General features: G+C 39.9%; 11 protein-coding genes and 1 pseudogene. All 12 read left to right on the top strand.

Annotated elements, in window-relative coordinates; genetic code table 11:
- The first annotated feature begins 7 nt into the window (after nucleotides 1-7).
- Nucleotides 8-316 (top strand): RNA polymerase subunit sigma, encoded by a 309-nt coding sequence (locus tag AC3II9_RS10330; RefSeq protein WP_489155235.1) that lies wholly within the window; start codon nucleotides 8-10, stop codon nucleotides 314-316.
- An 8-nt stretch (nucleotides 317-324) separates the two neighbouring features.
- Complete coding sequence (locus tag AC3II9_RS10325) at nucleotides 325-960, top strand: hypothetical protein (RefSeq protein ID WP_489155233.1); 636 nt, start codon at nucleotides 325-327, stop codon at nucleotides 958-960.
- Nucleotides 961-1,142: 182 nt separating this feature from the next.
- Nucleotides 1,143-1,868, top strand: coding sequence for a 30S ribosomal protein S2 (rpsB, locus tag AC3II9_RS10320; protein ID WP_391366453.1), 726 nt, complete (start codon nucleotides 1,143-1,145; stop codon nucleotides 1,866-1,868).
- 122 nt (nucleotides 1,869-1,990) lie between these two features.
- Nucleotides 1,991-2,872, top strand: a complete 882-nt coding sequence (gene tsf / locus AC3II9_RS10315) for a translation elongation factor Ts (RefSeq protein ID WP_489155231.1) — start codon at nucleotides 1,991-1,993, stop codon at nucleotides 2,870-2,872.
- Between the two features lie 141 nt (nucleotides 2,873-3,013).
- On the top strand, nucleotides 3,014-3,739 hold the full coding sequence (pyrH, locus tag AC3II9_RS10310; RefSeq protein ID WP_391366457.1) for a UMP kinase: 726 nt from the start codon (nucleotides 3,014-3,016) through the stop codon (nucleotides 3,737-3,739).
- Nucleotides 3,739-4,296 carry a ribosome recycling factor gene (gene frr, locus AC3II9_RS10305; protein ID WP_391366459.1) on the top strand — a complete coding sequence of 186 codons (558 nt, stop codon included), beginning with the start codon at nucleotides 3,739-3,741 and terminating at the stop codon, nucleotides 4,294-4,296. Before pyrH ends, frr begins: the two co-directional genes overlap by 1 nt.
- A gap of 201 nt (nucleotides 4,297-4,497) precedes the next feature.
- A complete protein-coding gene (gene uppS, locus AC3II9_RS10300) occupies nucleotides 4,498-5,289 on the top strand; it encodes an undecaprenyl pyrophosphate synthase (protein WP_489155229.1) in 792 nt (263 codons plus the stop codon).
- Nucleotides 5,286-6,080: a phosphatidate cytidylyltransferase gene (locus AC3II9_RS10295; RefSeq protein ID WP_489155227.1), complete on the top strand. Its 795-nt coding sequence runs from the start codon at nucleotides 5,286-5,288 to the stop codon at nucleotides 6,078-6,080. Before uppS ends, AC3II9_RS10295 begins: the two co-directional genes overlap by 4 nt.
- 14 nt (nucleotides 6,081-6,094) lie before the next feature.
- Entirely contained in the window at nucleotides 6,095-7,240 is a 1,146-nt protein-coding gene (dxr, locus tag AC3II9_RS10290) for a 1-deoxy-D-xylulose-5-phosphate reductoisomerase (RefSeq protein ID WP_489155225.1), read from the top strand.
- Nucleotides 7,241-7,448: 208 nt separating this feature from the next.
- A complete protein-coding gene (gene rseP / locus AC3II9_RS10285) occupies nucleotides 7,449-8,723 on the top strand; it encodes an RIP metalloprotease RseP (protein ID WP_489155223.1) in 1,275 nt (424 codons plus the stop codon).
- A gap of 100 nt (nucleotides 8,724-8,823) precedes the next feature.
- A complete protein-coding gene (locus AC3II9_RS10280; protein ID WP_489155221.1) occupies nucleotides 8,824-10,533 on the top strand; it encodes a proline--tRNA ligase in 1,710 nt (569 codons plus the stop codon).
- A 69-nt stretch (nucleotides 10,534-10,602) separates the two neighbouring features.
- A pseudogene (locus AC3II9_RS10275) lies at nucleotides 10,603-13,521 on the top strand (PolC-type DNA polymerase III); the annotation flags it as partial.
- Between the last annotated feature and the right edge of the window lie 68 nt (nucleotides 13,522-13,589).

Genomic DNA, 13,589 nt, shown 5'->3' with positions numbered 1-13,589 from the left:
GATAGGCATGAGTTTAAAAGGTGTAGAATTACAAATTGCGATTCCGAAAACATTTGATGCAGGGAAAATGGCAGAGCAACATCAACAAAACATCATTAACCAACAAATAAACGCAAATGAGGCACTAAAAAAAGAGCTTGAACGTAAGCAAACGACGGTTAATGATACAGAGAATACAGATGCGATTACAGATGAGGACGAGCGTCAAGGAGACATGGAAAATCCATCTATGTTAGCAAAAAAGAAAAAGAAAATGCCAGAAGCACCTAAAGTGCAACACCCATTTAAGGGGAACTTTATAGATTTTAGTGGATAGGAGACATCATGGTTTCAATCATCTTAATTGTATTATTTATTGGTCAGCTTCTTAGCTTTTTCTTCATTGTTCTATTAAATAGCAAGTTGGCGAAATTTAAAGATTTAGAAGCACGACAAGAAAAAATCATTCGTGAAATGGATGATGCAATCGGTGTGTACTTAATGGAAATGAAAGAAGAAAATGATCGTCTCATTCAGGAATTGAAGGCGGTAAAACAGGGACATACTGTAAAAGGAGACATCGAGCATATCGCGCAACAGCCTCAAGAAAAAATGGAGCCCATACAGGAAGCCGTAGAGGTAGCATCCCCTTTATTGACACCAGATGAGACAAGTGAACAAGTAAGCGAGCAAAAAGTACAGACGACACAACTAAAACAGGTGATTCCTCTTCCTTTTGCTACAAATGCTTATAATAAACAAAAACAACAACTACATAGTGAAGCCTTATCAGTTATGGCAGAGACCATTCGACAGCAGGAAGTACCACCAACAGTCAATCAAGCCCCATTTGCCCATGTAACTTCCCTTGAGCAACAAATCGTCGAGATGTACGTAGCAGGGAAATCGATTGAAGAAATTGCAAAAGAAACACAAAAAGGAAAAACGGAAATTGAGCTATTAATTAAATTTCATGCATAGCGCCTGCTAAAAACTATATGTAAAATAGTTGCACTTGACAGGGGTATATGATATATTATCTAACGGTGTTAACATTACACACGCATTTCGATGTAGTAAGTGGTGCTCATGTGCGCATGGGTTGCTTGTTATAGATGAAAAATGCGGAGGAAAAAAACCAAACATACTAGGAGGAAACACTCATGTCAGTAATTTCAATGAAACAATTACTTGAAGCTGGTGTACATTTCGGTCACCAAACTCGCCGTTGGAACCCAAAAATGAAGAAATATATCTTCGTTGAGCGTAACGGTATCTACATTATCGATTTACAAAAAACAGTTAAGAAATTAGAAGAAGCTTACGACTTCATGCGCCAAGTTGGCCAAGATGGTGGTAAAGTTCTTTTCGTTGGTACGAAAAAACAAGCTCAAGAAGCTATTAAAGAAGAAGCAGAACGTTCAGGTAACTACTACATCAACCAACGTTGGTTAGGTGGTACTTTAACAAACTTCGGTACAATTCAAAAACGTGTTGCACGTATGAAGCAAATCGAAAAAATGGAAGAAGACGGCACTTTTGCAGTTCTTCCTAAAAAAGAAGTTATTCAACTTAAAAAAGAGCACGAGCGTTTAGTGAAATTCTTAGGTGGTATTCGTGACATGGCTGGTATTCCAGACGTAATGTTCGTAGTTGACCCACGTAAAGAGCGTATCGCTGTTGCTGAAGCTCGTAAATTAAACATCCCGATCGTTGGTATTGTTGATACAAACTGTGATCCAGATGAAATCGATTACGTAATCCCAGCAAACGATGATGCTATCCGCGCTGTTAAATTATTAACTGCGAAAATGGCTGATGCATTATTAGAAGCTAAACAAGGTGAATCAGACGCTCCAGCTGTAGAAGAAGTAGTAGCAGCTGAGTAATTTTACCCGTACACAAATGGTGATAAGTGGATGATCCCTCTTATCACCTTTTTTTAAGGTGTGAGATTTAGAGCACAATGCTCCTAAATATATGATTTTCAAAACTCAAGGAGGAAACTCAAATGGCAATTACTGCACAATTAGTAAAAGAACTACGCGAAAAAACTGGCGCAGGTATGATGGACTGTAAGAAAGCGTTAGTACAAACTGAGGGTAACTTAGAAGCTGCTATCGATTTCTTACGTGAAAAAGGCTTAGCTGCTGCTGGCAAAAAAGCGGATCGTATCGCTGCTGAAGGTACAACTTACATTTTAGAACAAGGTAACGAAGCGATCATTTTAGAAGTAAATGCTGAAACGGATTTCGTTGCGAAAAACGATAAATTCCAAGTTTTAGTTGCTTCTTTAGCTGAGCAATTATTAGCTGCTAAACCAGCATCTGTAGAAGCTGCTTTAGAATTAGAAAAAGACGGCGTAAAAATCGCTGACCAAATTTCTACAGCTATCGCGACAATCGGTGAAAAAATCACGCTTCGTCGTTTTGAAATCAAAACAAAAACAGATGCGGATGCTTTCGGTGCTTACTTACACATGGGCGGTAGAATCGGCGTATTAGTTCAATTAAACGGTACTACTGATGCAGATGCTGCGAAAGACGTTGCAATGCACATCGCTGCAATCAACCCAACTTACGTATCTCGTGACGAAGTGTCTGCTGAAGAAGTAGAGCGCGAGCGTAAAGTATTAACTGAGCAAGCTTTAAATGAAGGTAAGCCAGAAAACATCGTGGCGAAAATGGTTGAAGGTCGTCTTGGTAAATATTTCGAAGATGTTTGCTTACTTGACCAAACTTTCGTTAAAAACTCAGACCAAAAAGTACGTGACTTCGTAAAATCTACTGGTGGTACAGTAGATGGTTTCACTCGTTATGCAGTAGGTGAAGGTATCGAGAAACGTGAAGATAACTTCGCAGAAGAAGTAATGAGCCAAGTTAAAGGCAACTAATTTAAATACTGTACACACATCTGTGTGTTTACGAGTAGGGAACACATCTTTCGTGTTCCCTATTTTTCAAGCAAATAAAAGAAAAATATAATGAAATAGTCAGCTATTTCCTTTTAAATTAATGAGTAACGGAGGTTTACTATGAGTGTGGCACAATACAAACGAGTAGTAATTAAACTAAGTGGCGAAGCATTAGCTGGGGATGCAGGTTTTGGTTTATCGCCTGACATTATTAAATCTGTTGCTGAAGAAGTAAAAGAAGTTGTAGAGCTAGGCGTGGAAGTTGCTGTTGTTGTAGGCGGCGGTAATATTTGGCGCGGTAAAGTTGGTAGCGAAATGGGGATGGAACGTGCCTCAGCTGACTATATGGGAATGCTTGCAACTGTTATGAACTCTTTAGCACTACAAGATGCGCTAGAAAAATTAGACATCGAAACACGTGTACAATCATCAATCGTGATGACGCAAGTGGCCGAGCCTTATATTCGTCGCAAAGCGGTACGTCACCTTGAGAAAAAGCGTGTTGTTATTTTTGCCGCAGGAACAGGTAACCCATTCTTCTCAACAGATACAACGGCTGCATTACGTGCTGCAGAAATTAACGCAGACGCAATTTTAATGGCGAAAAATAATGTAGACGGTGTATACTCAGCAGATCCAAAAGTAGATACTTCTGCAGTGAAGTACGACACACTCACTTATTTAGACGTTATTCAACAAGGGTTGCAAGTAATGGATTCAACTGCTTCCACTTTATGTATGGACAATGATATTCCGTTAGTTGTATTCTCAATTATGGAAAAAGGTAATATTAAACGCGCAGTGATGGGCGAAAAAATTGGAACTGTTGTTAGGAGGAATTCGTAATGGCGAAACAAGTTTTAGATCAAGCAAAAGAAAGAATGACGAAATCGCTTGCTGCTTTCAGTCGTGAATTAGCATCTATTCGTGCTGGTCGTGCAAATGCTGCCCTTTTAGACCGTATTACAGTTGATTATTACGGGGCACCAACACCTATTAACCAACTTGCAGGGGTATCTATACCTGAAGCACGTCTATTAGTGATTACACCTTATGATAAATCTATTTTAGGCGAAATCGAAAAAGCGATTATGAAATCAGATATCGGTATTACACCAACAAATGATGGTAATGTGATTCGTTTAATGATTCCAGCTTTAACAGAAGAACGTCGTAAAGAACTTGTTAAAGTAGTGAAAAAAGAAGCTGAGGAAGCGAAAGTGGCTGTTCGTAACGTACGTCGTGACGCCAATGATGATTTAAAGAAATTAGAGAAAACTAGTGAAATCACAGAGGACGAGTTACGTAGCTACGGTGAAGATGTACAAAAGCTAACAGACGAGTTCATTGCAAAAGTGGACGACGCAGCAAAAGAAAAAGAACAAGAAATTTTATCAATTTAAAATATTGAATTGAAAGTGAACTAAATGTGGATTAAGACGTCCTAAACTCAGGACGTCTTTTCTATCTTTTACGCAAAAAAGATGAAGTTGAAACATATACATAAAAAGAGACGGTTTTATTTTTAAGAAAAAAAGACATGTATAGCCGTTTTTGATATGATAGACATGCAGTCCTAATGTAAAGCAGTTGGAGGAATTACGATGTTTAACAAGCTATTTGGCAAAAGAGTAAATAAAGAAGATAGGATGAATCAGCAAAAGGGCTTAGTTAAGGATGAATGTATCCCTTCACATATTGCGATTATTATGGACGGGAACGGTCGTTGGGCAAAGAAGCGTGCTATGCCCCGTATTAAAGGTCACCATGAAGGTATGAATACGGTGAAAAAAATTGCACGCTATGCGAGTAAATGTGGTGTAAAGGTGCTAACGCTATATGCATTTTCTACTGAAAATTGGCGGAGACCTAAAACAGAAGTTGAATTTTTAATGAGCTTACCAGGACAGTTTTTACAATCATTTTTACCAGAACTTATGGAACTAAATATTAAAGTACAAATGATGGGGGATAAAAGTGAATTACCGCTTCATACCCAAAAAGCGTTAGATGCTGCGATGCAAGCGACGAAGGAAAACACTGGTCTTATTTTAAACTTTGCGATGAATTATGGTAGCCGTGATGAAATCGTACGCGCGATGAAAGCCATGATGACAGAAGTACAAGAGGGGAAACTCGTAATTGAGGATATTACGGAAGAACGTGTCACAAACTATTTAATGACAGCACACTTACCAGAACCAGATCTACTCATTCGTACGAGCGGAGAAGTTCGCCTCAGTAATTTTATGCTTTGGCAGCTAGCCTATACTGAATTTTGGTTTACCGATACACTTTGGCCTGATTTTGACGAGGCGTGCTTTCAAGAAGCCATTGAAGCGTATCAGAGCCGAAATCGACGGTATGGGGGGCTGAAAGGAGAAGAAACAAAGTGAAGACAAGAATTATAACTGGAATCGTAGCGGCGGCGCTTTTTATCCCGTTCGTTATTTATGGGAAATTGCCGTTTACGATTTTAGTTTATGCAATAGCAGCTGTAGGTTTATATGAAATACTACGCATGAAAAAAATGACGCTATTCTCAGTGCCAGGCATGTTAGGTTTACTAGCCACATTTGCTATGTTAATGCCCACTTACTGGGAACAACAAGTACAAGTATGGACAAGCTATTCAAAATTAGAATTATTATTTATCGCAGCAATTTTACTATTAATTTATTCTGTTTTAATGAAAAATCGTTTTACATTTGATGATGTCGCATTTGTTGTGTTAAGTACGCTATATGTTGGGATTGGCTTCTATTATTTAATTGCCACACGTGAAGCTGGACTAGCGTATATTATTTTTGCGTTGCTCATTGTTTGGACGACCGATTCAGGTGCGTATTTTACGGGGCGTAGCTTTGGAAAAAATAAGCTATGGCCGGAAATTTCGCCAAATAAAACGATTGAAGGATTTGTTGGTGGGATTATCATTGCCGTCATGGCGGTCATTATTATGCAACTTATTGCGCCGTTTGATGTATCGTGGGTTGCTGTAATACTTGTAGCTATTGTGAGTTCTATCTTTGGGCAAATGGGTGATCTTGTAGAGTCAGCGATTAAACGTCACTATGATGTAAAGGATTCAGGTGCGATTTTGCCTGGTCATGGCGGTATTTTAGACCGTTTTGATAGTTTATTATTCGTTTTGCCATTGTTACACTTACTGCATTTTGTTAGTTAATAAAGGAGCACATCATGAAGAAAATTAGTTTGCTTGGTGCAACAGGTTCCATTGGTTTGCAAACGATTGATATTATTTTAGCAAATCAGCAAGAGTTTCAACTTGTTGCGTTTTCATCAGGAAGAAATATTGAAAAAACGAGAGAAATTATACGACAACTAAAGCCAGAAATTGTTTCCGTACAAGAAGAGACAGATGCACTAGCACTTGGAAAAGAGTTTCCGAATATAGCATTTACATACGGTACGAAAGGGTTAATCGATGTAGCAACACATCCTGAAACAACCGTATTAGTAAATGCTGTGCTGGGCAGTGTAGGGTTAGAATCTACACTCGCGGCGATTCGTATGGGCAAAACGATTGCCATTGCCAACAAAGAGACGCTTGTTACAGCAGGGCACTTAGTGATGGCAGAAGCGAAAAAATATAATGCCCCGATTTTGCCAGTAGATAGTGAGCATTCTGCGCTGTATCAATCGATGAACGGCGAGAATCCAAAAGCGATTGAACGCCTAATTTTAACGGCTTCAGGTGGTTCGTTCCGCGATAAAACACGCGCGGAGTTAGAAGGTGTGACGGTTAAAGATGCGCTGAATCATCCAAACTGGTCTATGGGGGCGAAAATTACAATTGACTCCGCTACGATGATGAATAAAGGGTTAGAGGTTATCGAGGCACATGTGTTATTCGATATGCCATACGACCACATCGACGTATTATTGCACCGAGAAAGTATTATCCACTCCATGGTGGAGTACCATGATACGAGTGTGATGGCACAACTCGGTACACCGGACATGCGTGTACCGATTCAATATGCGCTTACGTATCCAGACCGTATTCCATTAGTAGGTGGGAAGCGTTTAAACTTGGCAGAAATCGGGAAGTTGCATTTCCAAGAAGTTGACTTTGATCGTTATCGTGCTCTAAAGCTAGCATATGAAGCCGGGCGTGCTGGTGGGACGATGCTAACAGCAATGAACGCGGCTAATGAAGCAGCTGTTGCATTATTTTTACAAGAAAAAATTACATTCCTACAAATTGAGGAATGTATTGAGCGTGTAATGGATGCGCATGACAATATATTGCTGCCAGATTTACAGACGATTTTACACGTGGATAGTGAGACGAGAAAAGCGGTACAAAACATGATAAAATAAAGTGCAACTTCAATCGATTGCAGTTCTTCTCTACGCTGTTGATTGTGAGTTGAACGAATGGGGCTTTTCCTGGCAGTTAATCTTTCTATCTCCAGATATGTTTTTATGGAGTGTTGTACCTGTTGCTTTACTTTTGGTACAGCTAAATTACTGCCTGTTAGTGCGGGATAAAAGATGTATGTAAATTTGCTCGTGAAGGTGGGATAGTATGCAAACAGTAATTGCATTTATAATCATTTTTGGCGCGCTCGTATTCTTCCATGAGCTCGGTCACTTTATTTTTGCAAAGCGTGCTGGTATTATGGTGCGAGAGTTTGCCATTGGGATGGGGCCGAAAATTTTCGGCATGACAAAAGGCGAGACACTGTACACAATTCGTCTATTACCAATCGGCGGCTATGTACGTATGGCGGGTGACGATTTAGATAGTATTGAATTACAACCGGGTTATCGTGTTGCTTTAGTGACAAACGAAGACAATGTCGTGCAGAAAATTATTTTAAATCAGAAAAACAATCATCCAAATGTTGTCTTTTTGGAAGTAGAGCGCGCTGATTTAAATAAAGGCTTATGGATTGAAGGATACGATGAGGATGATGACAGCGAGTACCCGCGCATTGTCCGTTATAAAGTAGCTCGAAATGCAGTCATTGCAGAAAATGGCAATGAAACGATGATTGCTCCGTATGATCGTCAGTTTAATTCCAAAACAGTTGGGCAACGGGCAATGGCGATTTTTGCAGGGCCACTTTTTAACTTTATTTTAGCGTTCTTTATTTTTCTAGCGATTGGTTTACTGCAAGGAAAGCCAACATATGAGCCCGTTATTACAGAAGTGACTGATAATGGACCCGCGATGGAAGCGGGCATGCAGGATGGGGATTTAGTCACAGCTATTAACGGTGTTCAAATTACACAGTGGCAGGAATTATCAGTTGCCATTCAAGAAAATCCAGGCAAACCATTAGCGTTTGTTGTAGAGCGGGACGGGGCACCCATGCATTTAACGGTAACGCCCGATGCTGTAACGGAACAAGGGCAGACATTTGGACGCATTGGTGTATTGTATCAAACACCATTTGAATCCGCGCCATTAGAAGCTATTCCAAACGCAGCTGTCAATACGTATGACTTTACCGTGCAGATTTTTAAAATGCTAGGTATGCTTGTCACAGGGCAGTTTTCTATTGATGATTTATCGGGTCCAGTAGGGATTTATAAATATACAGAATCTGTAGCTGAACACGGTGTATATCAGTTAATGCGCTGGGCTGCGATGCTAAGTATTAACTTAGGGATTATGAATTTATTGCCATTACCAGCTCTTGACGGTGGACGTTTATTATTCTTTGCTTTTGAAGCAGTACGTGGCAAACCGATTAATCGTGAAAAAGAAGGGCTTATACATTTCGTTGGTATTGTACTATTAATGGTATTAATGGTCGTAGTTACTTGGAACGATATTCAAAAATTCTTCTTCTAAAATAAAAGCTTTGGGCGCATTCTATCATATTTAGTGGCGTTCAAAGCTAAATTTGATTATGCTTATGTTATATTTTTAATTTAAAAGGTGGAGCAACTTTATGAAACAAAGTTTAACTTTCATTCCAACACTTCGTGAAGTACCTTCTGATGCGGAAGTAAAATCGCATCAAGTCCTTCTACGTGCTGGATTCATTCGTCAAAATGCATCAGGTATTTATTCGTACTTACCACTTGCACGCAAAGTATTATCGAAAATTGAGCAAGTCATTCGCGAAGAACTAGAAGCGATTAACGCGCAAGAGCTTTTAATGCCAGCGATGCAATCAGCAGAGCTTTGGCAAGAATCAGGGCGCTGGGAAAAATACGGTCCAGAATTAATGCGTTTTAAAGACCGTCATAACCGTGACTTTGCGTTAGGACCAACACACGAAGAAGTGATTACAACACTTGTACGTGATGAGATTAAATCGTATAAAAAATTACCATTAACGCTGTATCAAATTCAAACAAAATTCCGTGATGAGAAGCGTCCGCGTTTTGGACTGCTACGTGGTCGCGAGTTTATTATGAAAGATGCCTATTCATTCCATGCGTCTCGTGAAAGTTTAGATGCTACATATGAAGATATGTACCGTGCATACTCTAACATTTTCACGCGCCTTGGCTTAAACTTCCGTGCCGTTATTGCAGACGCAGGTTCCATCGGTGGGAAAGGTACACATGAGTTTATGGTACTTTCTGAAATCGGGGAAGATACAATTGCTTACTCTGATTCTTCAGATTACGCAGCAAATATCGAAATGGCAGAAGTGTTAGTAGATTATAAGCTATCTGACGAAGCAATGGCAGAGCTTGAAAAAGTAGCGACACCAGATGCGAAAACAATTGAAGAAGTTTCAAACTTCTTAAACGTACCTGCCTCAAATTGTATTAAATCTTTAGTATTTAAAATTGATGATGAGTTAGTCGTTGTGCTCGCACGTGGTGATCACGAAATTAATGATATTAAATTAAAAAATGCTTTAGAAGCAGGCTCTGTTGAACTAGCAGAAGAAGCAGAGATTCAAGCGCTTTTAGGTTGCACAGTTGGTTCAATTGGCCCTGTCAAATTACCGGTAAATGTAAAAGTAATTGCGGATAATGCGATTAAATCGATTCGCAATGGTGTCGCAGGGGCAAACGAAGATGGCTTCCATTATGTAAATGTTAACCCAGAGCGTGACTTTGCTATTAATGCTTATGCGGATATTCGCTTTATCCAAGAGGGCGACCCATCTCCAGATGGACAAGGTGTTATCAAATTTGCTGAAGGTATCGAAGTAGGACATATTTTCAAGCTTGGCACGACGTACTCTGCCAAAATGAATGCAGTATATTTGGATGAACAAGGCAAAACACAACCATTTATTATGGGATGCTATGGTATTGGCGTTTCTCGTATCTTAGCAGCAGTTGCTGAGCAATGCCAAGATGAAAAAGGCTTTGTATGGCCAAAACAATTAGCGCCTTATGATGTACACTTAGTACCGGTCAATACGAAAGATGAGGCACAAGTACAGCTTGCTGATGAATTATATGGTTTACTAAAATCATATCGTTATGATGTACTATATGATGATCGTGCAGAGCGTGCTGGTGTGAAATTTGCTGACGCTGACTTAATTGGTTTACCAGTACGTGTCACTGTTGGTAAAAAGGCAGCAGAAGGTTTAGTGGAAGTGAAATTCCGTGAATCAGGTGAAACATTTGAGTGGGCAAAGGAAGAAGTAATTGATCGTCTTAATGAATTCTTCCGTACAAATATATAATTAAAAGAAGGGGGGAAGCGTCTAAATTTGTCGCTTTCCTTTCTTTTTCAGGAACAAGGAGGGAAAAAGGTGACACAACAAGCTACAGAGCGCTTTCGACTGTTACTTCAGCAGCTTGAATTAACGGATGATGTGTATATGTCATTTTTTGAGCGCGGAGAATTATCACGCATGACGGTTCATAAAAAAAAGCGCGTTTGGCAATTTGACATTACGTTAGAGCAAATTTTACCTTACCAAGTGTATCAGGTAATGCGGATGCGCATGGTAGAGAAATTTGCACATATTGCCCAAGTGTCATTGGCTATTGAAACACGTGCACCACAAATAACGGAACAACTGGTTCACGAATACTGGCTGACAGTAATTGAAGCGATTGATGATATGTCGCCCCCATTACGTCAACAGTTAGCGAAGCAAATTCCTGTTTGGACAGGCAATAAAATCGTTGCGAATGTAGAGCAAGATATTCAGCTCATGCAATTAAAGGCGAAATATGCAGAGCGCATATCAACGGAATATAAATCGTTAGGCTTTCCACATATGCCAATAGACTTTCAGTTAGTGGATCCGAGTGAAGAAATGCTTGCAATGCAAGAAGCATTTTATGAACAACGTAGACAAGAAGAAGAACGACTTTCACAACAGGCACTGGAAGATTTCCAACGCCGTGAAAAAGAAAAAGCGGCTAATCCAGCAGCTGTTGCCCAAGACCGTCCGTTCCAACTGGGCGGTATGATTAAAAATCCAGAAGTAGCAGAAATTCGTTCTGTTGTTGAAGAAGAAAGTTCAATCATTTTAGAAGGTTTTGTTTTCGCAACTGAAATAAAAATTTTAAAGAGCGGTCGTGCATTGCTTGAATTTAAAATGACCGACTATACAGACTCCATGCTCATCAAAATGTTTTCGCGCGGTGATGACGACGTCGGGATGATGGAACAATTGAAAAAAGGAATGTGGGTACGTGTACGTGGCTCGGTGCAATGGGATAATTTTGCGCGTGATATGGTGATGATGGCGCGTGATATTAATGAAATTCATCGAGCGTCACGTAAAGATTTAGCACCTGATGGTGAAAAGCGTGTAGAGCTTCATATGCATACGCCGATGAGTCAAATGGATGCTGTCACACCAGTAGATCGTTTAATTGCACAAGCAGCAAAATGGGGGCATTCGGCTGTTGCTGTAACGGATCACGCGGTTGTACAGGCATTTCCCGATGCTTATGCCGCAGGGAAAAAGAACGGCATTAAAGTTATTTACGGGTTAGAGGCTAATCTTGTGGATGATGGCGCGCCAATTGCTTACGCTGAACAGCATATTCAACTAGAAGAAGCGACATTTGTCGTATTTGACGTCGAAACAACGGGATTCTCCAATGTATACGATACCATTATTGAGCTTGCTGCAGTGAAAATAAAAAATGGTCAAGTCATTGAACGATTTGAACGATTTGCCAATCCTCATCGTCCGTTGACGGCTAAAATTATTGAACTCACGCATATTACAGATGATATGCTTGTTGGTCAACCAGAGATTGAACAAGTCGTGCAAGAGTTTTATGAATTTATTGGTGATGCCATCGTTGTTGCCCATAACGCATCGTTTGACCTTGGCTTCTTATATGTCGCCTATAAAAAAGCTGGAATTGAAGGGGTAGAGCATCCCGCAATTGATACAGTGGAACTTTCACGTCTCGTGAATCCGGGGCAAAAAGCGCATAATTTAAAAGCGTTAACAAGAAAATACAATATCGAGTTATCACAGCATCACCGTGCCATTTACGATACAGAAGCAACAGGAGAATTATTACTGCATCTATTAAAACAAGCGTTTGATATGGGCATTGCTTATCACGATGAATTTAATCAGCATGTAGGCGGGACGGATGGATATAAGCAAGCGCGTCCAAGCCATTGTACGATTTTAGCTGTTGATAATGATGGACTTAAAAATTTATTTAAGCTTGTGTCGATTGCTCATACACAAACATTTTACCGTGTACCACGCATTCGTCGTTCAGATTTAACGAAGCTGCGACAAGGTTTAATTGTTGGATCAGGCTGCTCTAATGGTGAGTTATTTGAAACAATTATGAATAAAACACCAGAAGAGGCTGAAAAAGTAGCGAAGTTTTATGATTATATTGAAGTACAACCTAAGCCAGTCTATTTGCCACTAATTGATCGTGGCGTCGTGCATGATGAGTGGAATTTAGAAGATATTATCCGCCGACTTGTCAAGCTGGGGAAGAAGTTAGAAATCCCTGTTTGTGCAACAGGCAATGTGCATTATTTAGATGAAACGGATTATAAATTCCGTCAAATTTTAATTGGTTCTATGGGTGGGGCGAATCCACTAAACCGTAGTCCATTGCCAAAGGTACATTTCCGCACAACAGATGAAATGCTCCAAGAATTTGATTTTTTAGGACCAGACTTAGCAAAAGAAGTTGTTGTCACAAATACGCAAAAAGTAGCGGCCATGGTTGGTGATGTTAAACCAATTAAAGATGATTTATATACACCGAAAATTGAAGGTTCCGATGAAGAAGTAACCAATTTAACGTATGAAATGGCGCATCGTATTTATGGTGAGGAGCTACCGGAAATTGTACAAGCTCGTATAGAAAAGGAATTAAAGTCGATTTTAGGGCACGGATTCGGGGTTATTTATTTAATCTCCGCCAAGCTCGTAAAAAAATCACTAGCGGATGGGTACTTAGTTGGTTCACGTGGTTCGGTAGGGTCATCGCTTGTTGCGACATTTATGGAAATTACCGAAGTTAATCCATTACCACCGCATTATGTGTGTCCGAACTGTAAGCATTCCGAGTTTATCGCGGATGGTTCCGTTGCGTCAGGCTATGATTTACCGAACAAAGATTGTGTGAACTGTGGCAGTGCCTACAAAAAAGATGGACAAGATATTCCGTTTGAAACATTCCTTGGATTTAAAGGGGATAAGGTACCCGACATCGATTTAAGTGTGACACGTTGCTAATTGAAAAGATTAGCCACCATGATTGGTAGAACTGCTATTTCGAAGTGTGGAAT

The organism is Lysinibacillus sp. RU7 (genome assembly GCF_057837305.1).
Note: the sequence above shows the minus strand (reverse complement) of the source record. Positions and strands in the feature narration are given on the sequence as shown.

Coding starts and splice junctions, on each gene's coding strand:
- dxr (WP_489155225.1), top strand. CDS start 6,095: ATGAAGAAAATTAGTTTGCTTGGTGCAACAGGTTCCATTGGTTTGCAA.
- pyrH (WP_391366457.1), top strand. CDS start 3,014: ATGAGTGTGGCACAATACAAACGAGTAGTAATTAAACTAAGTGGCGAA.
- rpsB (WP_391366453.1), top strand. CDS start 1,143: ATGTCAGTAATTTCAATGAAACAATTACTTGAAGCTGGTGTACATTTC.
- frr (WP_391366459.1), top strand. CDS start 3,739: ATGGCGAAACAAGTTTTAGATCAAGCAAAAGAAAGAATGACGAAATCG.
- AC3II9_RS10330 (WP_489155235.1), top strand. CDS start 8: ATGAGTTTAAAAGGTGTAGAATTACAAATTGCGATTCCGAAAACATTT.
- tsf (WP_489155231.1), top strand. CDS start 1,991: ATGGCAATTACTGCACAATTAGTAAAAGAACTACGCGAAAAAACTGGC.
- AC3II9_RS10280 (WP_489155221.1), top strand. CDS start 8,824: ATGAAACAAAGTTTAACTTTCATTCCAACACTTCGTGAAGTACCTTCT.
- AC3II9_RS10325 (WP_489155233.1), top strand. CDS start 325: ATGGTTTCAATCATCTTAATTGTATTATTTATTGGTCAGCTTCTTAGC.
- rseP (WP_489155223.1), top strand. CDS start 7,449: ATGCAAACAGTAATTGCATTTATAATCATTTTTGGCGCGCTCGTATTC.
- uppS (WP_489155229.1), top strand. CDS start 4,498: ATGTTTAACAAGCTATTTGGCAAAAGAGTAAATAAAGAAGATAGGATG.